Origin of the sequence: Sutcliffiella horikoshii (assembly GCF_044809035.1) — a bacterium.
Lineage (GTDB): Bacteria > Bacillota > Bacilli > Bacillales > Bacillaceae_I > Sutcliffiella_A > Sutcliffiella_A horikoshii_G.
Genome location: NZ_CP085237.1, coordinates 1,730,085 through 1,748,648 on the forward strand (window position 1 = coordinate 1,730,085; position 18,564 = coordinate 1,748,648).

Here is an 18,564-nt window from a genome sequence, read left to right on the forward strand (position 1 = left end):
GACCGGGTGGTATACAACCGGTCTTTTTTTATGTGGAAGAAAAGTATTCATTATTGTTTAATAGGGTATAGATAGAATAACTATACCAAGGTCTATATACTCATAAATATATGAATGAAAGTGAATCTAGTAAATATAATGATAGAAAAGGGAGGGAAAAGGAATTGAGGGGTTTATTCTTTTTGCTATTCATTGCATTTTGCTTGTATTTATTTGTAAATGTTGAACCACATGAATTAGAACAGCTCATTAAAGAACAACCACTAACAGGGCAGATTGCACCAGAGAAAAAGCAGTCCGAAGAACAAGCATTTGTACAATCTGAGATACAAATGAATGATGACATAGATGGTCTAGGATCTTTTATGGGAGCGGACTCGCAAACTTTATTGGACAAGTTAGGAGAACCAGCCAGAAGGGATTTGTCATCCTATGATTACGAATGGTGGATTTATAATAAGAACCTGGAGAATTACATGCAATTTGGAGTGAGTGAAGGAAAGGTTGTCACTATTTTTAGTACGGGTAGTAAAAGTAAAAACGAGCTTTTTCAAATAGGGCAGACTTACCAACAATTGAATGATGTATATGATTTTTCTAATGAAATGACCGTTTCCCATGGAGATGGTTCCTATCGTTTTCAGTTAAAGCAGGAAGAATTGAAAACAAGACCTTTACTGAAAGTGGAAGACTTCTATGTGCAGTTATATTTCGATGATTTTGAAGAAACGCTTTCAAGTATCCGTTATATGGATAGCTCCACCCTTATTAAGCAGCGCCCCTATGAGCTTGTTTACAGAGGACCTTTAGTGGAACCGCAAGAACTAAGTGAGGAAGAATGGGCAAGGGTCGAAGAAGGGGATGCGAAGCAGATTATCGATTTTACAAATATCATCAGACATCGTTTTGATCTCTCACCAGTAGAATGGGATGAAGACACAGCAGGCGTAGCATACTTACATAGTAAAGACATGAGGGAGGGGGACTACTTTTCCCATACATCACCTACCAAGGGTACTTTGACAGATAGATTAACAGAAGGAGATGTCCCGTTTCGCTTAGCGGGTGAAAATATCGCAGCGAAATATGTGGACGGAGTTGCTGCGGTTGAAGGCTGGTTAAATAGCGAAGGCCACAGAAATACGTTATTAAATCCAAGGTTCACTCACCTTGGAGTAGGTGTGAAGGAGAAATATTATACCCAGAATTTTATCGAAACATGGTAAGAAACAACAAGAGACAGACATGTATTCATGGCTGTCTCTTGTTGTTCCATGAAATCATTTCCCCGGCCAGAAAGACTTCACCTTCCCAACTTCCAACTGCCTGTAACATATCCCCATTACTTAAATCAGGGGAGGCACTTGAAGGTGTGTATGGTTGTTTATACACTACTGTCACTATCCCATTGTGATTTTGTATACGACATGTAGTTTCGAGTGCATACAGTTGATGATAAAAACGTCTTTTCTCCGTATGTATGAACAAAATCTTTCCTTCCAACCTAGCTTCGGAAGGCACCTTGGTAAGGTTCTTCCAACGTTCTTTCTGTTTTTTTGCCTCTTTTTTGGTCACCCAATAAAAATAAACAATCAGAATAGGAACAACGATGGCAGTAACCATTTTTACCTTCCTTTCTAGCTCCTTTTAGGAATAACAAAAAAGCTGCCTGTTGCATGGGCAATCAAGGTGCCGTCACTTCGATAAACTTTACCTTCCATTACAAGTAACTTTGACCCTTTATGAATGACAGAAGCCACACAGGTGAAATGATCTCCTACCCCTTTAGCAACATAGTTTACTTTCATTTCCGTCGTAACTGCAGCCTTGTCCTCAGGAATTAATTTAAATGCAAGCGTCCCCATTGCAGAGTCAAGCAATGTCGCTGTTAGTCCACCGTGCAAAATATCTAAGGAGTTTTGTAGCAGTTCTGTATTTGGGATTGTCATCGTCAAGGTATCCGGCTCATGAAATTCACTGTTGATTTCCATAAGAGCACCTATATGCGTCCCATTTGCCCCATTTCTTTTACGTTCAAGGCTTTTTAAATATAAGGATGCTGCCTGTTTTTCCTCTTCGGAAGCATCTGATAAAAAGTCGTTCCATTGTTGCATGATATCCATTACTCTGTCCTTCTTTCTCAAAAAAGTCTACCTACATCTTAACAAGCGCTGGCAAGGAAGAAAAGAAAAATAGGCGAACGCTTTTACTTTTTCCAAATAAAATAAACTAGGCATATTAACGAGGAGAGGGGTGAGAGAATGGCAACTAATCAAAAACATCCTAGCATTGAAAAATTCAAAGACTTTGTAAAAAGACATCCAAAACTTTCTCAAGAAGTGAAAGCTAAGAAAAAGACCTGGCAAGAATTTTTTGAAGAATGGTATTTGCTAGGGGAAGAGGACGAGAGCTGGAAAAGCTTCCGTGATGATCAAACACAGGAGGACAAAACAGAAAAGAAAACCGATGTTATTCCTCAACTGCTGCAATCTTTGAAAAAAATGGACGTGAACCAGATGCAATATCATCTGACAAATGTCAATTCTGCTATTGGGAATATACAGCAGCTCATACAGCAGTTCATTCCAAGCTCAACTAAAGGCAGTTCCCCGACTCAGGGTGTAAAAAATCCTTTTTCGTTTCGAAAAGACTAGGAATGGATGAGACAAATGAGAAAAGACGTCTATGAATATATCCAAAAAAAGAAAACGTTAAAAAGTTATCTAAGAGAACAGCCAATATGGTATCGTACGCTGACTAGAAACCCTGAAAAGCTAAATGACTTTGAATTATCATCCATGCATTATTATAAACAGACCATTCCACACAAAGTAGAGAAGTTCCAAAACTCTGTTCAAATGGCTTCCATGATGGTTCATATGTTCCAAACGATGAAGAATATGGACTAAACTTAAATCCAAGCGCACCGCTTTTCTGCGGGCGTTTTTTTTTGTTTCGAATAGAATATAAACTCCTTTCTCAAACTATAGAAAAAGCAATGTTAGAAAGGGGCAAAATTATGAAGAAATCACTGTTGGTAATGACTTGTCTTTTAATGCTTACCCTTGGAGGCTGTAAAGAAGATCAACAAAAGCCAAAAAGTGAATCAGTATCAGGTGTGGAGGTTTTAGAGGTCCTGGCCACCAATTCAACGACAAATGAAAAAGACATTTCGATGACCTTACATCATGCAGTAAAAGGGCAGGATGTGTATCTTGAATGTATTATTACACCAAATTTTGAATTTAAAGAGAACAGAGGGGCGAAAAAACAAGGAGAAGGGCAAGTTGTTGTTTACCTGGATAATAAGAAGTGGGGAAGCTTCGCAAAAGGAGCCTTTATATTGAAAAACGTACCTAAAGGGAAACATGATCTGACGGTTAAATTGCTTCATAACGATTGGACTGAATACGGAATCGAGCGTTCCATTCAAATTGAAATCTAAACTACAGGCTATTATACATCTCTAGCAAAACATGGTATGATTGGCTTGGAGGTGTATTCGATGATAATTGCAACTTTTGAGCATGTTCAATTGGTCGAAAAAGCAGAAGAACTAGCGAAAATGGTTTGGCAGTCCGAACTTGCTGAAGACTATCATCGCTGTTTATATAATGTACAACATGACGAAGAAGCACAGAAACTTATCCGTGCATTCGATTCTATAAAAGAAAGATATGAGGAAGTACAACGATTCGGGAAATATCACCCTGACTATCGTAAAGTTACCCTTGAAACACGGGAGCTGAAACGTAAAGTGGATCTCCATGAAACCATCCACGCTTTTAAACAGGCGGAAGATGCCATTCAAAAAACACTTGATGAAATAAGTGTGATGATTGGGCATGCGGTATCACAAAACGTAAAGGTCCCAACCGGAAATCCTTTCTTCGACTCCCTATCGAGCTGCGGCGGCGGTTGTGGTTCAGGCGGCGGATGCGGATGTAAAGCAAGCTAAATACACGAAGAAGCTGCAGCCATTGCAGCTTCTTTTTTGAAAGATAAGAATGTATATAATGCAGTTGATTTCCGTTGCAGGCGCTTCGCTTGCCTGCGGGCGGTCCGTGAGCCTCCTCGGCTTGCAGCCTGTGGGGTCTCACCTGCCCTTCCTCCCGGGGGCGTCTACGCGCCTTCCACTCCAATCAAAAAGTTTGCTTCATTCATCGAGGGGATTATGAAGCAATCTAATTGAGTTAACTGAATAAGCATTAACGTATCGTTTACATAATTTTCAGCTGTGTATTGGAGCAAATGGCGTAGACTCCAGCGGGGGAGTAACGGTAGATTGAGACCCCTGAAGCGTTGTGAGGAGGCTCAAGCACCGTCCCGCGGAGAGCGCAGCCATTTGCGGAAAGGAACAGCGGTTATTATTCACTAACTACTGTTTACTAGAAAGGACTGGGCAGGTTTTGCTCGGTTTTTCTTATAGCTTGCTAAGGTTATTAGCAGTTTATTTACCTCTTAATCGAATACAATCATCGCAAAGGTTTCCACAACAGAACATTTTTTCCTGCGGAACATAGAAGCGGTGTCTGTATACAAACAAACAACCTTGCCTGCGTACATAATGCGTTTCCGCTGTCACTTTCTTCTTGTGCATCGCTTTTTTAGAGCAGACCCCTATAAATGATAACCCTTTTTCCTCCCATCCAGAGATATGCTTATGATCAATCTCCACATATAAAAAAGGAATACCCGTTACATGTTTCCTGAAGCAGCTTACAACTAAATCATTTTTATCCAGCTCTTCTAAAAATACATTCCAGATCTGCTCCAGTTCCATGAAAAACGCCCTTTCTTTCTATTTTATGAAGGAATATTCGCCAATTGGTTTGCTTTAAGTATGTCATAATATTTCCATTCATGCTAAACTATAATAAAAAAGCGGAACAATCTTCTTAAAGGGGTAAATTATATGCTATCACAAAGACAAGGCATCGTAGTATGGCTTCATTCATTAAAGCAAGCCAAGTTGCTCAGACGCTATGGCAATGTCATCTATATATCTAAAAAGTTGAAATATGTCCTGTTTTACTGCAACAGTGAAGATACCGATGTTCTGGTGGAAAAGCTTAACAGACAATCTTACGTTAAAAAGGTAGAGGTTTCGCATAAACCTTCAATAAAAACTCATTACGAGAATTCCAGGCCGGACAAAGCAAAAGAATATGACTATAAAATGGGCTTATAAAAAAAAGCAGTACAAACTTAAGGAATTAGGTTTGGTACTGCTTTTTTCATTATCCAAATTTGTCTTGCATTGATATGTTTCATGATTACCTTAAAGCGGGAATATAATGATTTAACCGCAATATTCCAATTAGATATTGGAAATAAAGTTGTTTCTCAGCAAACACTTCCGTAGGTTTTACTTCGAATTGAATGATCTCCTTATCCAATTCCATTGCAAGTTCTTGAAAAAGTTCAGCGCGTTTGTTCGGTTGAAACTGGTGGTTAGGAATTCCTTCCAAACTGATGTAAAGTGCTTGAAAATCCCCAGGGTCTGTAGGTTTCATGACAACAACATATGAAGATAATTTTCGTCCGTTCTTCACTGTATGGAGCATTATGAGATGTTGCAGTCTATTTTTATTACTTCTTGCCAGCTCCATAAGTTCATATATATCAGAATAGCCTTCTCCAAGTTCTATAAAGCGTTGTATCATTTATTTTTTCTCCTCTCAACGAGCTTTATTCACACATACTTTACCATGTTCCATTTGAAAATTGAAGAGAATATACTGCGTAAAGGAGGTATGCCGATGCTTTGGTTCACCTTAATTCTAATAACCTGTTTGATCTTTTTGTATATTCATGATCATTTTTTTCGAAAGAATGTTTCCCCGTCCAATAAGGGTCTTCCGATAAAAGGAATGCTAGTGACAGGTATTCTATACTATCTTGTTCAAAAAGGACTCCTGACTGAGGAGGAAGAAAAGCAATTAGAAGAAAGCAGTTTGGAAGAAATAGAAGGGTATGTTTCAGAGAAGGGCATTATGAACCAGGACGAATGGGGAGAACTATGTATATCCCAATGTGAGACAAATGAAAATGTGGTTGATTTCGACATGCCAACATAATACTTAACAAAAAAACCCTGCTCGGATGTCCGGGCAGGGTCCTTCCATCCCTTGAAACGAATCAAGGTTAAGAAGGCAAAGGGAGAGGAGAAACCGGAGGAAGAACTTATGGGGAAACGTAAGTCTTCTCCGCGGTTGGCAACAACATCACACGAAAGGATGTTGTTACCACTAAGTATGAACCAAAAGATGTAAAGCTATACACAATCCATAAAACTTATATGGCGGCTGAGAAATGCTTTTGAAATTCATGTCGAATATGATAGGATATTGTTGATTGGTAATTTAGATACAAAGTATGGTGAGAAGATGAGAGTAGTGTCAGGTAAATGGAAAGGTAGACAATTGAAAGCGGTTCCGGGAATGAATACGAGACCGACCACAGATAAAGTGAAAGAGTCCGTGTTTAATATTATCGGCCCTTATTTTGAAGGCGGTTTGGCACTTGATTTATTCGGAGGGAGCGGATCTCTCGGCATAGAGGCTTTAAGTCGCGGAGTGGACAAGGTAATTTTTGTTGACAAGGACGGAAAGGCCATCCAGACTATCAAACAGAACATTGAAGCCTTCGATTTGGGAGAACAGGTGGAAGTCTACCGCAATGACGCAGTCAGAGCATTGAATGCTTTAAACAAACGCGAAATCCAATTTGACTTAATCCTTTTAGATCCCCCGTATAAAAAACATCATTTAGAAGAATTGATACATAAAATAAGTGATTTTGAGTTGTTGGCGCCTAGCGGCCTCATCATGGCAGAACACAGCAACGAAGTGGACTTGCCCGAAATGTTAGGTGTATTTCAACGAACAAGGAAGGAAGTCTATGGGTTGACGGTCATCTCCGTTTACCACCATAGCAGTGGAGAAAAAGGGGGAGAATGACGTGGCAAGTGTAGCAGTTTGTCCGGGAAGCTTTGATCCGGTCACATTTGGGCATCTTGATATCATAAAGAGAGCTTCAAAAGTATTTGATAAGGTATATGTCTGTGTATTAAATAACTCCTCTAAGAAACCATTATTTACGGTCGATGAGCGGGTAGATATGATAAAGCAGGTAACAAAGGAATTCGGTAATGTGGAAGTGGAAGAATTCCATGGCCTGCTTATTGATTATGCACACAGCAAGAATGCTAGATCTATTGTAAGGGGATTGCGCGCAGTATCAGACTTTGAGTACGAAATGCAAATTACATCCATGAACAGAGTACTAGACGAAAGTATTGAGACATTGTTCATGATGACAAACAACCAGTATTCTTTCTTGAGCTCAAGCATTGTAAAAGAAGTGGCGAAATACAATGGATCCGTATCGGAGTTGGTTCCTCCAACAGTGGAACAAGCCCTGAAAAAGAAGTTTCATACTAATAACTAGCAGAAACGCCTTGGAAATCATCTTTGATTTTCAAGGCGTTTTTTAAAAAATCCTTCAAACCTGTTCATTTCTAACAACTCTTGTTAATAGAAGCAATAAGTAAATCCACAGCATTGCAATGGTAAATATCGGGCCATATGTCTGAAAAAGACCGAAAACCGATTCCCAATATCCTTGAGGTAGATATGGTAGAAATACAGGAAGGTCTCCATTATCTGTTTCAAATCCTTCAAGTTTCTGATCCAACGGCTTCCATAAAATAAAAGTAATAACTGCCGCAAAAACACCATGGAGAATTCGCGCTAGGAAAAAGGGTTTAAAGCGAATATCAGACTCTGCTAATATGCTTGCAACTTGTGCTTGCACGGAAAATCCGCTAAAAGCAAGGAAAAAGCTGGTCACGATGATTTGTTCCATCAGATTGACACCTTTTACTTCACTTGTCAGTTTTCCTCCTAGCGTAATTTCAAACAGCCCTGATATGAGGGGATAACTAAGATCCTTGGAAATATCGAATACGGCAAGGAACACACTGATGAGTGCAGCAAATATAGCGGTGACAGAAAATAAGGAGAGCATGCTGTTCAACACCGAAAAGAGTATCAAAAATCCTCCGACCATTAACAAAGTCTGTACGGAAGACAATACTGCGTCTCCAAGCAATTTCCCTATAGGCTTGTTGTTTTTAATGCGTGTTCTGTGCAACTCGGAAAAAGCCTTTCTTATCGAAATTTTTTGGAGAGTTCTGGATAGGTCATCTTGACGTTTGGACGCATAGTAAGGACCGTAAAACCGCATAATTAGTCCCACACAAATATTCCCTAAATAATGGGCTGCCGCAAGTATAATCCCGACTTTAGGGTTGTGAAAAAAACCAACTGCTATAGCGCCAAAAATGAAAAGTGGATTAGAAGAATTGGTGAAGGAGACAAGACGTTCTCCCTCAATTTGCGTAATCTGATTTTCTTGACGCAGTCTGACAGTCAATTTCGCTCCGGAAGGATAACCCGACGCCATCCCCATTGCCCATACAAAACCCCCGACTCCAGGCACTCTGAAAAGCGGCCGCATAAATGGTTCTAGGAGAACACCGATAAAAGCAACAACGCCAAAACCAATCAAAAGTTCGCTTATGATCAAAAATGGCAACAGAGAAGGGAATACTATATCCCACCACATATTAAGTCCCCTTACACTTGCTTGAAAAGATGCCTGAGGGTTAAGAATAAGTGATAGTGTCAGCAGGGAAATAATAATGGCAAAAAATATTGTCTTTACTTTCGAATAATCCAACCAATTAACCCCCTTCATAAGTGTAAGAACAAAAAAAACACCATATATGCAAACAATGAATTTGTTCCTCATTTCTTTTTTGTACAAGAATGATTGGGTTTTTGTTAGAATAATATTAATTACCCCTAAATGGGTAACCAGGTTGTCCTAATACCTTACCTTTCAATATACGTGTAAGGGATAGTGAATTAGAACCTAAAATGACCCAAGTCTTCACAGTTTGTTCACCAAGAAAAAGGAATAGCGTATGATAAATTAGAGGAGTCAAAGGATAATGGTATAGGACTTGATAATTTGGTTGCTGTAAAGCTTTAGGTGGCTGTACACAGCTTGAGGTGATAACTTGAAAGAACCTGTAATAGGAATCGCATTGGGATCAGGTGGCGCTCGCGGGTTTGCCCACCTTGGCGCATTAAAAGTATTACAAGAAGAGAATATACACGTTGATTTGATTGCCGGAAGCAGCATGGGTGCACTAGTAGGAAGCTTCTATGCAATGGGACATGATATGGACCGACTTTATAAAATTGCCACTGCATTCAAACGAAAGTATTACCTGGATTTTACGGTTCCAAAAATGGGGTTTGTAAGTGGTAACAGGGTGAAGGAACTTATCCGCATGTTCACCCAAAACAAGAATATCGAAGAACTGGATATCCCACTATCCATCGTTACGACAGATCTGGAAAGGGCGGAAAAAGTAGTATTGACTAGTGGACCTATCTCTGATGCTGTCAGAGCAAGTATTTCCATTCCTGGAATTTTTGTTCCCGAAAAGGTTAACGGCCGGTTGCTTGTTGACGGCGGCGTCGTAGACCGGGTACCTGCGAGCGTGGCTAAGGAGATGGGAGCGGATATTGTGATCGCAATAGACGTTTCACAAGTTAAAACGAACGAACCGGTGGATTCTATTTTTGATGTTATTTTACAAACCATTGATATTATGCAAAATGAGTTGGTTAAGCGCAGTGAAACGGAAGCAGATATAATGATAAGGCCTGCTGTGGCTCATTATAGTTCACGCGCATTTACCAACATTGAGGAAATTATCCGGATAGGTGAAGAAGCGACAAAGATACAGATCCCTTATATTAAGAAGACGATAGAGGAGTGGAAGGAGAAACAGCAACATGAAAAATAAATATTTTATGAGGTCCCTTCTAATCGGGGTAGTGCTAGCGGTGGTACTTAATTTTGTTACACTGCCCTATTATGTAACACGACCAGGTGATGCACAGGAATTAAGACCGCTTGTATCTGTTGAAGGTGGGGATGAAGATAAAGGCAGCTTTATGCTGACCACCGTTAAAATGGGGAAGGCCAACATATTCACCTATGCTTATGCAAAAGTAAGTGATTACCAAAACATTTTTCCCATTAATCAAATCCGTGCAGAAGATGAGACAGATGAGGAGTATAACTACAGACAGTTACATATGATGGAAAGTTCTAAAGAAACTGCTATTAAAATAGCCTATGAAAAAGCTGGCAAAGAGGTAGAACTAGTATCTAAGGGAGTATATGTGTTTAGCGTGAAAAAAGGGTTAGCTGCTGAAGGAAAGCTGGATATTGGTGACCGTATTACACATATCGATGGAAAAGCAACTGCGACCGCGGAAGAATTGATGGAAGTGGTTGGGGAAAAATCCATCGGAGACACGATAGAGCTAACCTTTGATCGTGAAAATGTAGAAAAAACAACTTCCATTACTTTAGGAGAGCATCCTGAAGACCCAAACCGTGCCGGTCTTGGCATAAGTTTATTAACTGATTACGAAATAACGATGAACCCTCCAATCACCATTAATACAGAACAAATAGGAGGACCTTCAGCAGGTTTGATGTTCTCCTTGGAAATTTATAACCAGCTTGTAGAGGATGATATTTCCAAAGGCTATGAAATTGCAGGAACGGGAGCCATCAATGAAAAAGGCGAGGTACAGCGAATTGGCGGTATCTCCCAAAAAATCGTTGCCGCCGATAACTCCGGCGTTGATATCTTCTTTGCACCTAATGAAAAAGGGGTGGAGGGCTCTAACTATCAAGAAGCACTTGTAGCCGCGAAAGATATCAACACATCCATGAAAATTGTGCCTGTAGATACATTTGAAGATGCCATTGAGTATCTGGAGAAATTGGAATCTAAAGAATAATAAAGAAAAACTCCTCAACCACCATGGCTGAGGAGTTTTTTTATATAAATCTCTGTTCTATTTCATCATAGCGTATCGGTGGTTTGGAGAACTCCTGCAACATCCAATCACTTCGGGCAGGCTCTTGAAACTTCATGGCATACGTGTTGGTAGCCCGTATATCCATATCAAGCATCGGACTGTCCACACCGGATATTTTTGAGAGAATAGGCATTTCCACCTCTTTTTTTATCTGTTTCAAATATGCCTGTCCACGCTTTGTCATCCCTAACAAACGAACATATTCACTTTGCTTGGATGAGGAAACATCCAGCATCATATTTTTTTTCGTATTGGTAAGTATGTGAGTACACATCCGTTGAAGTCTTGTCCACGTGTATCTTTTTGTTTTTAATTTGGTCATGAATTCATGAAAAGAAGAACTCTCTTTCATCGTGTGAATTAACCTGTGTTCAAGTCCTTCCTCCACTTCATAGATCTCTGAAAGCTCAGAGGGCGTGCTGCAAAGGATTCGATATTTAAGGAGAGAGAAATAATCCTCCCATTGATGAAAACTGCCTACATGCTCTTTATAGCGGCCTAACAGTTCATAGGTAGGCTTAGGTACAAAACGTTGGACTTTCTCGATATTGCCGCTATGATCGAACAGATGCTTTCTAATGCTTGTTGCGCTGGCAATTGGTGTATCGTTAAAATCAGGGTCATGATAGCCGGCCCCTGTCCGTTCAATGGTGCAAGGTTGTATAGAACTCTTTTGTTCTTGGATTGCTTTTACATAATGAAAGCCCAGAATGTTGTTCGGCTGTGTTAAATCCAAAACCTTTTCCTTGTTTTCAGTCAACTTTAAAAAGGCCAAGGAAGAAGCCTTCGGAAAGCTATAACCCTTTGATATGAATTCTTGAACAAACAAGTCATACTCATCACTATGCTCATTCATTAATTCAATCGTACGTTCAAAGTCTTGAATATTCCCCTGTTCGCTTCCAAAACACACACTATCACACTTTAACCCAGACAAAATAGAGATAGAACCACTAGCAAAAATTTCTGCTTTTTGAGTAGCAAATGCATACGGCAACTCCACTACAAGATCAATACCGTTAGCAAGCGCCATTTTTGTACGTGTCCATTTAGATACAAGTGCAGGTTCCCCGCGTTGAAGAAATTGTCCGCTCATGACAGCGATGACAACTTCCGCACCTGTTACTCTCTTTGATTCTGCGAAATGAAACAAATGCCCGTTATGAAAAGGGTTGTACTCCACAATTACACCTAAAGATTTCACCTTATATCCACTCCATTTATTTTTCATCCGTCATTTATTTGCGCTGATACTTGTTCAATTTGCGTTATTATGTCTATAATTATAGTGTAAAGAAAAAATATTGACAAATAAACTTGCGAAAGCTATAATTACTTTTGTTGCCTTGAGGTGAATATCTTGTTGAAATGGACATTATTCCAGTTAAATCAGTTACAACATAAAGGTTTAGAAATCGATGAAACAGTTGATGTAAGTGAAATTACGGCACATAGTGAAATTCGATCTGTCAAACCAGTTCACGTAACTGGAAGAGCTGATTTAAGTTCAAAAAAAGCTACGTTTCATCTAACTGTGGAAGGTAGTATGGTTTTACCATGTTCACGTACGTTGGTTGATGTGGACTATCCTTTTACGATAAAAACAACTGAAACATTCTTATTTCAGCCTGGCGAGTATGAAACGGATGAAGAAGAGTTGCATACGGTCGAAGGAGACGTTGTCGATTTAATACCAATTATTAAAGAAGCGATTATCCTGGAAGTGCCGATGCAGGTGTTCAGTGACTCTCCTGACAAGGAAGAGGCAGCTCCCCAATCCGGTAAAGACTGGGGCGTCATTTCAAATAAGGATACACAGGAAAAAGTGGATCCAAGACTTGCAGGACTGGCTAAGTTTTTTGAGAAAGACCAAGAGTAGACATTACATGATGTAGTAGATGCTCATTTTTTAAGGAGGTGGGAAGAATGGCTGTACCTTTCAGAAGAACGTCTAAAACTGTAAAAAGAAAGCGTCGTACACACTTTAAACTACAAGTTCCTGGTATGGTAGAATGCCCAAGCTGCGGTGAACAGAAATTATCACACCGTGTATGCCCGGCATGCGGTACTTACAAAGGGAAAGAAGTAGTAAGCAAATAAATGGTAAGAAAAGCATGAGGTTAATTGCCTTGTGCTTTTTTTATTTGTTCGGACCAACAAAAATAAGTTAAAATAAACACAATAATCAAGAAAAGGTGGTCCTCATAATAATGACAGAATCTAAAGTCCACACACACATAGACGATGAACAATTCTTCTGGTTTACTATCAACCGTCCTGACAAGCACAATGCCATCGATTATGATGTGATGAACGAATTAAGGTCTTCACTAAGCCAAGTAAGAGAGAATCATGCCATCCGAGCATTCATCATTACGGGCAGCGGTAATCAATCTTTCTGTTCGGGCGGAGACCTTTCCGTGTTTCACGCCTTACATACAAAAGAGGAAGCCTATAGCATGCTCTCCAAAATGGGGGAAATATTATATAACCTAATGACACTACCCGTGCCTACCGTTGCTTTAATAAACGGCACCGCCATAGGGGGAGGCTGTGAAATTGCCGCCGCCTGCGATCAGCGTTGGGCAGTAACTCATGCAAAGCTTGGATTTGTACAAGGGAAATTGGGTATTACTACTGGTTGGGGCGGAGCGAGTATGCTAATGGAAAAGGTAGTACATGCGAGTGCAATCAACATGCTATCATCAGCAAAAACATATACAGCCAGTGAAGCGGCGGAGATGGGTTTTATCCAAAAAGTGGTTCCATTCTTTGATTCTCAGTCATTACAAGAGGAAATCGCAGCATCTTCCGCAGTATTAAGGAGCTATAAAAAGAGTTTCATTTCTAAGTGGGAACAGACGGCTTTAAAAGAAAGAATGCTAGCTGAAATAGAGCAATGTTCCATACTATGGGAACAAGACGAACATCATGATGCTGTTAAAGCCTTTCTCGATAGTAAGAAAAAATAAGAGAATACAGGGCATTTTATGCTACACGTAGTCTATCTATTCTATTACACGCATATGTATAGGGTAAAAAAGTGTGTAAGGGGGATAGCAATATGTCTACTGTTCGTCAAGATGCTTGGACTCAAGATGAAGATCTATTGTTGGCGGAAGTGGTTTTACGATATATAAGAGAAGGTGGCACCCAATTGACAGCGTTTGAGGAAGTGGGAAAGAAGCTTTCTCGAACATCCGCTGCATGTGGATTTAGGTGGAATTCATATGTTAGAAAGCAGTATGCTACTGGAATAGAACTTGCGAAAAAACAGAGAAAAGAGCTCAAAAAAGAGCAAAGCATTCCACAACCACATGTTGTTGAAAGTAATTTCAGTTCCCTCAACAACAAACTGTATCAGGGAGATAGTCTTACCATTTCAGCTGTTATCAGTTATTTAAATCATTTGGAACAGCTGGAAAATGAATATACAATAATCAAAGAAGAGAACCATGGTTTGAAAAAGCAAGTAGAAAGGTTAGAAAGTGAACTGAAGCTTATGGCAGAGGCGAAACTTGAACTAGAATCTTCTATGAATCTTGTAGAAGAGGACTATCGAGCACTGATTGAAATTATGGAACGCGCAAGGAAAATGGTCGTGCTCCAAGATGATGAAAAAAACAAAAAAGTGAAATTCCAAATGGATCGTAACGGAAATTTGGAACGAGTGGAAAAATAGCTCATTAAAACGCGGCCATCCTTTTGAAGGGTGGTTTTTTCAGTTGAAAACTTAAAATTGGTTCTCTAAACGCCCGAATCCTAAAGAAATCCCCATGAAATGTCTAATAGAACGGTTCTAAACGGCCGAACCCCAAAGAAATCCCCGTGAAATGTCTAATAGAACGGTTCTAAACGCCCGAACCCCAAAGAAATCCCCGTGAAATGTCTAATAGAACGGTTCTAAACGCCCGAACCCCAAAGAAATCCCCGTGAAATGTCCAATAGAACGGTTCTAAACGCCCGAACCCCAAAGAAATCCCCATGAAATGTCTAATAGAACGGTTCTAAACGCCCTGAACCACAAACAAATCCAATAAAAGTCCAAAGAGCTAAGTTAAAAGAATACATTACAGGGAATTAGTTGTATAATGAAGAAGTAATGGAATGATCTGGATGGTACCTGAAAGGAGAGATTTAATGCCTGAAATTCATAATGAGCACCCTATTCTACTTTTTGATGGTGTATGTAATTTGTGTAATTCTATGGTGACCTTTGTGATAAATCGGGACCAACAAGCGACTTTTAAATTTGCTTCTCTTCAGTCTGAAGTGGGACAAAACATATTAAAGGAGCATTCTCTCCCATTGGACCAGTTTGATAGCTTTTATTATGTAGAAGGCAAGAAAATATTTACAAAGTCGACAGCGGCTTTAAAGGTGTCAAAAGGATTGGATGGTCCATGGAAGCTTTTCTATCCATTCATTTTTATTCCTAAGCCTGTAAGAGATGTCGTTTATACCTTCATTGCGAAAAATCGATATAGATGGTTCGGTAGAAAAGACCAATGTATGTTGCCAAATCCAGAAATGAAAAAAAGATTTCTATAGGAGTGGAAGAGAAAAATGAGCACTAAAACAGGATTGACCGGCTCGGTATTTCTTTCGAAACTAATAACGCAATATGCATTTATCCATGAAAAGACGGTGGGGAAAACAGCCGATGAATATATTCGCCAAATTGGATTGCGAACTGGGGAATGGATTGAAGATTTTTACGGCAACAGAGAAGATGACTGGTCTGTAAACAAATATGCAGACGTGATTGTAGATTTGAAAAATTCCATTGGTGGCGAATTCTTTATTTCATCAATTACTCCAGAATACGTGATAGTAAAAGCCGATCGTTGCCCTTTCGGTGAAATGGTAAAGGATGCCCCACATCTTTGTAATATGACATCAAGTGTTTTTGGGGGAATGGCATCAAGAAAATTTGGATACGGTAAAGTTGATTTGAAAAAACGTATCGCCTTAGGGGATTTGGGCTGTGAAGTAGTGATCTATTTTAAACCCAATGAAGGTGTAAATGGGGATGTGTATGAAAATCTATTGCGAACTCCTGAGAATGTAGACCCTTTTCAGTGGGAAAATGAAACGATTGTGCTTCTTAATGAGGAGCTGCGTAAAAGTGATGAACTTGTGATAAAGCTGCTGGACGAATTGGAAAGCTTAAAAAAACATGTGGACATGGAAGAAATGAAATGAAACAGAGAAAAAGGTAATTGCTTGTGGTTGAGCAATTACCTTTTTTATTACTAGTCTGTCGTTTCCTCTTTATTCGTAAGTCTTTCTTGAGCTTTGACTCCTGCTGGGTACCACACAAGCGGATTCTCGCCTAGGTCACGTTCCACATCATAATTTACGGAGGTGAACCCCATGCGATTCCAGAAGTCGGCTGATTTGACTCGAGGGTTCGTTTTGATTGGAAGCCCAAAGCTTTTCGCGAAATCAACAAGTTCTTTTCCAAAACCTTTTCGCTGATAGTTAGATAATACCTCCAATTTCCATAGCTCCAAATAATCCTGACGGGGTTCAAAATATTTATCAAGGTCTTTGGAAACACGGTAAAGGCTCATCCTTGCGACAAGTTTTTCCCCATAATAAATACCATAGAATGGTGATTCGCTGTCATTTTCGATAATATTATCTTGGAGATCTTCTAACATGGATAGTTCCTGTATGCCATATTCCCTGAACTGTTTGAACTCTTCCAGTGTTTTATAGTTAATTGATAGTTTTTTAACGGTCATACACTTTTCCCCCTTGAAAATCTCTAATAGAAGCGCTTACCACTATACATATTAAGCAGAATGGTTTATTTTAATATTAATTATATAACAAAAAAACAAAAAATTCTGCAATAATTTTAGAAAGCGCTTGCAATAAAAGGAGGAAATCAAGGAATTATGTAGAAATAGTAGTTTGTTAAGGATTTATATTGCAAGTTCTTTAGAAAGGGGATAACTCCATGCAAAAAATTCTGATTGCTAACCGAGGAGAAATTGCAGAACGTATCATACGGACATGTCAACGACTAGGGGTAGAAACAGTTGCTATATATTCTGACGCCGATAAAGATTTACCTTATGTTCAGCAAGCGACAGTGGCTCGACATGTAGGTGAGGCCCCTCCTCAAAAATCTTATTTAAACGTTGAAAGAATCTTGGAAATAGCCAAGCAAGAAAATGTGGATGGTGTCCACCCAGGATATGGATTTTTGTCGGAGAATGGAGAATTTGCCCAATCCCTCCAAGATGCAGGACTGACATTTATTGGTCCAACTGTAGACGTCATTAAACTGATGGGAGATAAATTATCTTCCCGCAGAGCGATGATTAAAGCAGGTGTCCCTGTTGTTCCTGGTTCCGAACAGCCAGTTGAAACATTAGAAGAAGCGTTGGTGCTTGCTGAGGAAATTGGCTTCCCTGTCATGTTAAAGGCTAGTGGAGGGGGCGGTGGAATTGGAATGCACCGATGTGAAAACAGTCAAGATATTGAGAATACCTATGAACAGACGAAAAAACGGGCAAAAGCCTATTTTAAAAATGAAGATATGTTTATCGAGAAATATGTAGGCAATGCCAAACATATTGAGGTGCAGATCTTCGGAGATGCTCATGGAAATGTAGTACATATGTTTGAAAGGAACTGTTCTGTCCAAAGGCGGAATCAGAAAGTAATTGAGGAAGCGCAAAGTCCTTCTATGAGTGAAGAGACTAGACAAAGAATCTGTAAGGCCGCGGTATTGGCTGCTAAAGAGGTTGGTTACAAGAATGCCGGTACAGTAGAGTTCATCATGGATGAAAAGGAAAATTTCTATTTCCTTGAAATGAATACTAGACTGCAAGTGGAACATCCGATAACGGAGAGTATCACTGGTCTGGATTTAGTTGAATGGCAAATAAAGGTGGCAGCTGGAGAAGTGCTTCCATTGCAACAAGAAGAGATTACAAGTACTGGACACGCGATAGAGTTTCGCCTGTATGCAGAAGATCCAGTAAAGTTCTTCCCATCACCGGGACTTATAACCAAGTGGTATCTTCCTAGTGAAGAAGGAGTAAGAGTAGACAGCGGCTATGGTCCCGATTTAAAAGTAACACCATTCTATGACCCTATGATTGCGAAAATCATTGTTTCAGGGGAAACGAGAGAAGCGGCAATAGAGAGGGCAAATAAGTATTTAACTGCGGCTTCAATAGAAGGAATAAAAACGAATCTTCCTTTTTTAATTCATGCAATTGAAACCGACGAGTTTATCTCAGGTCATTATCATACAGGTTTCATCCAATCGATGAACCCCATTACAACCTAAACAACTATTACAACTAGAGATCAGGAGGAAATTATGATGAAAAAAGTAGAAGCGGCAATGGCAGGGACAGTTTGGAAAGTGTTAGTGGAAGTGGGCGATGAAGTGACAGCCGGGCAGACTGTCATTATTTTAGAATCTATGAAAATGGAGATTCCAGTGGAAGTGATGATGGACGGTAAAGTAGCATCCATCTCTACTGCCGAAGGGGAATTTGTCAATGATGGAGATGTGTTGCTGGAATTAGAATAGTCTTTTACAACGTTGATGAGAAAG

The 18,564-nt window shown here is 39.6% G+C and carries 26 protein-coding genes; 19 read left to right on the forward strand and 7 right to left on the reverse strand.

Features of this window, described 5'->3' with window-relative positions:
- Window positions 1–164: 164 nt before the first annotated feature.
- On the forward strand, window positions 165–1,226 hold the full coding sequence (locus LG307_RS09045; protein ID WP_404449925.1) for a CAP domain-containing protein: 1,062 nt from the start codon (window positions 165–167) through the stop codon (window positions 1,224–1,226).
- 25 nt (window positions 1,227–1,251) lie between these two features.
- On the opposite strand, the gene LG307_RS09050 is transcribed toward LG307_RS09045, so the two are convergent.
- The gene (locus tag LG307_RS09050) at window positions 1,252–1,623 is read right to left on the reverse strand and encodes a hypothetical protein (protein WP_404449927.1); all 372 of its coding nucleotides are present in this window, start codon (window positions 1,621–1,623) and stop codon (window positions 1,252–1,254) included.
- Between the two features lie 14 nt (window positions 1,624–1,637).
- Window positions 1,638–2,123, reverse strand: coding sequence for a PaaI family thioesterase (locus tag LG307_RS09055; protein ID WP_404449929.1), 486 nt, complete (start codon window positions 2,121–2,123; stop codon window positions 1,638–1,640).
- Window positions 2,124–2,261: 138 nt separating this feature from the next.
- Here LG307_RS09055 and LG307_RS09060 point away from each other — a divergent pair, with 138 nt between their 5' ends.
- The 4 genes from LG307_RS09060 to LG307_RS09075 all read left to right on the forward strand — a co-directional run bounded on the left by LG307_RS09060 (window position 2,262) and on the right by LG307_RS09075 (window position 3,958).
- Complete coding sequence (locus tag LG307_RS09060; RefSeq protein ID WP_404449931.1) at window positions 2,262–2,654, forward strand: YlbD family protein; 393 nt, start codon at window positions 2,262–2,264, stop codon at window positions 2,652–2,654.
- A 15-nt stretch (window positions 2,655–2,669) separates the two neighbouring features.
- The gene (locus LG307_RS09065) at window positions 2,670–2,909 is read left to right on the forward strand and encodes a YlbE-like family protein (RefSeq protein WP_088018023.1); all 240 of its coding nucleotides are present in this window, start codon (window positions 2,670–2,672) and stop codon (window positions 2,907–2,909) included.
- A 110-nt stretch (window positions 2,910–3,019) separates the two neighbouring features.
- Complete coding sequence (locus tag LG307_RS09070) at window positions 3,020–3,445, forward strand: hypothetical protein (protein ID WP_404449933.1); 426 nt, start codon at window positions 3,020–3,022, stop codon at window positions 3,443–3,445.
- 60 nt (window positions 3,446–3,505) lie between these two features.
- Window positions 3,506–3,958: a YlbF family regulator gene (locus LG307_RS09075; RefSeq protein WP_404449935.1), complete on the forward strand. Its 453-nt coding sequence runs from the start codon at window positions 3,506–3,508 to the stop codon at window positions 3,956–3,958.
- Window positions 3,959–4,450: 492 nt separating this feature from the next.
- On the opposite strand, the gene LG307_RS09080 is transcribed toward LG307_RS09075, so the two are convergent.
- Window positions 4,451–4,783: a hypothetical protein gene (locus tag LG307_RS09080; protein ID WP_404449937.1), complete on the reverse strand. Its 333-nt coding sequence runs from the start codon at window positions 4,781–4,783 to the stop codon at window positions 4,451–4,453.
- A gap of 132 nt (window positions 4,784–4,915) precedes the next feature.
- Here LG307_RS09080 and LG307_RS09085 point away from each other — a divergent pair, with 132 nt between their 5' ends.
- On the forward strand, window positions 4,916–5,191 hold the full coding sequence (locus LG307_RS09085; protein ID WP_404449939.1) for a YlbG family protein: 276 nt from the start codon (window positions 4,916–4,918) through the stop codon (window positions 5,189–5,191).
- 85 nt (window positions 5,192–5,276) lie between these two features.
- Here LG307_RS09085 and LG307_RS09090 read toward each other — a convergent pair whose 3' ends face one another.
- Window positions 5,277–5,666: a methylthioribose kinase gene (locus tag LG307_RS09090; RefSeq protein WP_404449940.1), complete on the reverse strand. Its 390-nt coding sequence runs from the start codon at window positions 5,664–5,666 to the stop codon at window positions 5,277–5,279.
- A 96-nt stretch (window positions 5,667–5,762) separates the two neighbouring features.
- On the opposite strand from LG307_RS09090, the gene LG307_RS09095 reads away from it, so the two are divergent.
- The 3 genes from LG307_RS09095 (at window position 5,763) to coaD (ending at window position 7,452) form a co-directional block, all read left to right on the forward strand.
- Window positions 5,763–6,080, forward strand: coding sequence for a hypothetical protein (locus LG307_RS09095; protein ID WP_404449942.1), 318 nt, complete (start codon window positions 5,763–5,765; stop codon window positions 6,078–6,080).
- Window positions 6,081–6,389: 309 nt separating this feature from the next.
- Window positions 6,390–6,962 carry a 16S rRNA (guanine(966)-N(2))-methyltransferase RsmD gene (rsmD, locus tag LG307_RS09100; RefSeq protein ID WP_404450422.1) on the forward strand — a complete coding sequence of 191 codons (573 nt, stop codon included), beginning with the start codon at window positions 6,390–6,392 and terminating at the stop codon, window positions 6,960–6,962.
- A 1-nt stretch (window position 6,963) separates the two neighbouring features.
- Window positions 6,964–7,452 (forward strand): pantetheine-phosphate adenylyltransferase, encoded by a 489-nt coding sequence (gene coaD, locus LG307_RS09105; RefSeq protein WP_404449944.1) that lies wholly within the window; start codon window positions 6,964–6,966, stop codon window positions 7,450–7,452.
- A gap of 54 nt (window positions 7,453–7,506) precedes the next feature.
- Here coaD and ylbJ read toward each other — a convergent pair whose 3' ends face one another.
- Window positions 7,507–8,763, reverse strand: coding sequence for a sporulation integral membrane protein YlbJ (gene ylbJ, locus LG307_RS09110; RefSeq protein ID WP_404449945.1), 1,257 nt, complete (start codon window positions 8,761–8,763; stop codon window positions 7,507–7,509).
- Window positions 8,764–9,088: 325 nt separating this feature from the next.
- Between ylbJ and LG307_RS09115 the strand changes: the two genes are divergently transcribed.
- Both LG307_RS09115 and LG307_RS09120 read left to right on the forward strand, forming a co-directional pair.
- On the forward strand, window positions 9,089–9,886 hold the full coding sequence (locus LG307_RS09115; protein WP_404449947.1) for a patatin-like phospholipase family protein: 798 nt from the start codon (window positions 9,089–9,091) through the stop codon (window positions 9,884–9,886).
- On the forward strand, window positions 9,876–10,898 hold the full coding sequence (locus LG307_RS09120; RefSeq protein WP_404449949.1) for a SepM family pheromone-processing serine protease: 1,023 nt from the start codon (window positions 9,876–9,878) through the stop codon (window positions 10,896–10,898). Before LG307_RS09115 ends, LG307_RS09120 begins: the two co-directional genes overlap by 11 nt.
- Window positions 10,899–10,938: 40 nt before the next feature.
- Here LG307_RS09120 and LG307_RS09125 read toward each other — a convergent pair whose 3' ends face one another.
- Window positions 10,939–12,183: a nucleotidyltransferase gene (locus LG307_RS09125; RefSeq protein ID WP_404449951.1), complete on the reverse strand. Its 1,245-nt coding sequence runs from the start codon at window positions 12,181–12,183 to the stop codon at window positions 10,939–10,941.
- A 159-nt stretch (window positions 12,184–12,342) separates the two neighbouring features.
- Here LG307_RS09125 and LG307_RS09130 point away from each other — a divergent pair, with 159 nt between their 5' ends.
- From LG307_RS09130 to LG307_RS09155, 6 genes are all read left to right on the forward strand, one after another.
- Window positions 12,343–12,858, forward strand: a complete 516-nt coding sequence (locus LG307_RS09130; RefSeq protein ID WP_404449952.1) for a YceD family protein — start codon at window positions 12,343–12,345, stop codon at window positions 12,856–12,858.
- A gap of 47 nt (window positions 12,859–12,905) precedes the next feature.
- Window positions 12,906–13,079 (forward strand): 50S ribosomal protein L32, encoded by a 174-nt coding sequence (gene rpmF, locus LG307_RS09135; protein ID WP_047970756.1) that lies wholly within the window; start codon window positions 12,906–12,908, stop codon window positions 13,077–13,079.
- Window positions 13,080–13,189: 110 nt separating this feature from the next.
- Window positions 13,190–13,951: an enoyl-CoA hydratase/isomerase family protein gene (locus LG307_RS09140; protein ID WP_404449955.1), complete on the forward strand. Its 762-nt coding sequence runs from the start codon at window positions 13,190–13,192 to the stop codon at window positions 13,949–13,951.
- A 92-nt stretch (window positions 13,952–14,043) separates the two neighbouring features.
- On the forward strand, window positions 14,044–14,661 hold the full coding sequence (locus LG307_RS09145) for an RsfA family transcriptional regulator (RefSeq protein ID WP_404449957.1): 618 nt from the start codon (window positions 14,044–14,046) through the stop codon (window positions 14,659–14,661).
- A gap of 458 nt (window positions 14,662–15,119) precedes the next feature.
- The gene (locus LG307_RS09150; protein ID WP_404449959.1) at window positions 15,120–15,530 is read left to right on the forward strand and encodes a thiol-disulfide oxidoreductase DCC family protein; all 411 of its coding nucleotides are present in this window, start codon (window positions 15,120–15,122) and stop codon (window positions 15,528–15,530) included.
- Window positions 15,531–15,545: 15 nt separating this feature from the next.
- Window positions 15,546–16,184, forward strand: a complete 639-nt coding sequence (locus LG307_RS09155) for a methanogen output domain 1-containing protein (RefSeq protein ID WP_404449961.1) — start codon at window positions 15,546–15,548, stop codon at window positions 16,182–16,184.
- A gap of 50 nt (window positions 16,185–16,234) precedes the next feature.
- On the opposite strand, the gene LG307_RS09160 is transcribed toward LG307_RS09155, so the two are convergent.
- On the reverse strand, window positions 16,235–16,729 hold the full coding sequence (locus LG307_RS09160; protein WP_404449963.1) for an N-acetyltransferase: 495 nt from the start codon (window positions 16,727–16,729) through the stop codon (window positions 16,235–16,237).
- A gap of 218 nt (window positions 16,730–16,947) precedes the next feature.
- On the opposite strand from LG307_RS09160, the gene LG307_RS09165 reads away from it, so the two are divergent.
- Together LG307_RS09165 and LG307_RS09170 are read left to right on the forward strand one after the other, a co-directional pair.
- Entirely contained in the window at window positions 16,948–18,291 is a 1,344-nt protein-coding gene (locus LG307_RS09165; RefSeq protein ID WP_404449965.1) for an acetyl/propionyl/methylcrotonyl-CoA carboxylase subunit alpha, read from the forward strand.
- A 36-nt stretch (window positions 18,292–18,327) separates the two neighbouring features.
- Window positions 18,328–18,540, forward strand: coding sequence for an acetyl-CoA carboxylase biotin carboxyl carrier protein subunit (locus LG307_RS09170; protein ID WP_010193042.1), 213 nt, complete (start codon window positions 18,328–18,330; stop codon window positions 18,538–18,540).
- The last annotated feature ends 24 nt before the right edge of the window (window positions 18,541–18,564 follow it).

What these genes read in the sequence shown, in the direction of transcription:
- LG307_RS09050 (WP_404449927.1), bottom strand. Translation starts at nt 1,623, where the DNA reads ATGGTTACTGCCATCGTTGTTCCTATTCTGATTGTTTATTTTTATTGG.
- LG307_RS09055 (WP_404449929.1), bottom strand. Translation starts at nt 2,123, where the DNA reads ATGGATATCATGCAACAATGGAACGACTTTTTATCAGATGCTTCCGAA.
- LG307_RS09060 (WP_404449931.1), top strand. Translation starts at nt 2,262, where the DNA reads ATGGCAACTAATCAAAAACATCCTAGCATTGAAAAATTCAAAGACTTT.
- LG307_RS09065 (WP_088018023.1), top strand. Translation starts at nt 2,670, where the DNA reads ATGAGAAAAGACGTCTATGAATATATCCAAAAAAAGAAAACGTTAAAA.
- LG307_RS09070 (WP_404449933.1), top strand. Translation starts at nt 3,020, where the DNA reads ATGAAGAAATCACTGTTGGTAATGACTTGTCTTTTAATGCTTACCCTT.
- LG307_RS09075 (WP_404449935.1), top strand. Translation starts at nt 3,506, where the DNA reads ATGATAATTGCAACTTTTGAGCATGTTCAATTGGTCGAAAAAGCAGAA.
- LG307_RS09080 (WP_404449937.1), bottom strand. Translation starts at nt 4,783, where the DNA reads ATGGAACTGGAGCAGATCTGGAATGTATTTTTAGAAGAGCTGGATAAA.
- LG307_RS09085 (WP_404449939.1), top strand. Translation starts at nt 4,916, where the DNA reads ATGCTATCACAAAGACAAGGCATCGTAGTATGGCTTCATTCATTAAAG.
- LG307_RS09090 (WP_404449940.1), bottom strand. Translation starts at nt 5,666, where the DNA reads ATGATACAACGCTTTATAGAACTTGGAGAAGGCTATTCTGATATATAT.
- LG307_RS09095 (WP_404449942.1), top strand. Translation starts at nt 5,763, where the DNA reads ATGCTTTGGTTCACCTTAATTCTAATAACCTGTTTGATCTTTTTGTAT.
- rsmD (WP_404450422.1), top strand. Translation starts at nt 6,390, where the DNA reads ATGAGAGTAGTGTCAGGTAAATGGAAAGGTAGACAATTGAAAGCGGTT.
- ylbJ (WP_404449945.1), bottom strand. Translation starts at nt 8,763, where the DNA reads ATGAAGGGGGTTAATTGGTTGGATTATTCGAAAGTAAAGACAATATTT.
- LG307_RS09120 (WP_404449949.1), top strand. Translation starts at nt 9,876, where the DNA reads ATGAAAAATAAATATTTTATGAGGTCCCTTCTAATCGGGGTAGTGCTA.
- rpmF (WP_047970756.1), top strand. Translation starts at nt 12,906, where the DNA reads ATGGCTGTACCTTTCAGAAGAACGTCTAAAACTGTAAAAAGAAAGCGT.
- LG307_RS09140 (WP_404449955.1), top strand. Translation starts at nt 13,190, where the DNA reads ATGACAGAATCTAAAGTCCACACACACATAGACGATGAACAATTCTTC.
- LG307_RS09145 (WP_404449957.1), top strand. Translation starts at nt 14,044, where the DNA reads ATGTCTACTGTTCGTCAAGATGCTTGGACTCAAGATGAAGATCTATTG.
- LG307_RS09150 (WP_404449959.1), top strand. Translation starts at nt 15,120, where the DNA reads ATGCCTGAAATTCATAATGAGCACCCTATTCTACTTTTTGATGGTGTA.
- LG307_RS09155 (WP_404449961.1), top strand. Translation starts at nt 15,546, where the DNA reads ATGAGCACTAAAACAGGATTGACCGGCTCGGTATTTCTTTCGAAACTA.
- LG307_RS09160 (WP_404449963.1), bottom strand. Translation starts at nt 16,729, where the DNA reads ATGACCGTTAAAAAACTATCAATTAACTATAAAACACTGGAAGAGTTC.
- LG307_RS09165 (WP_404449965.1), top strand. Translation starts at nt 16,948, where the DNA reads ATGCAAAAAATTCTGATTGCTAACCGAGGAGAAATTGCAGAACGTATC.
- LG307_RS09170 (WP_010193042.1), top strand. Translation starts at nt 18,328, where the DNA reads ATGAAAAAAGTAGAAGCGGCAATGGCAGGGACAGTTTGGAAAGTGTTA.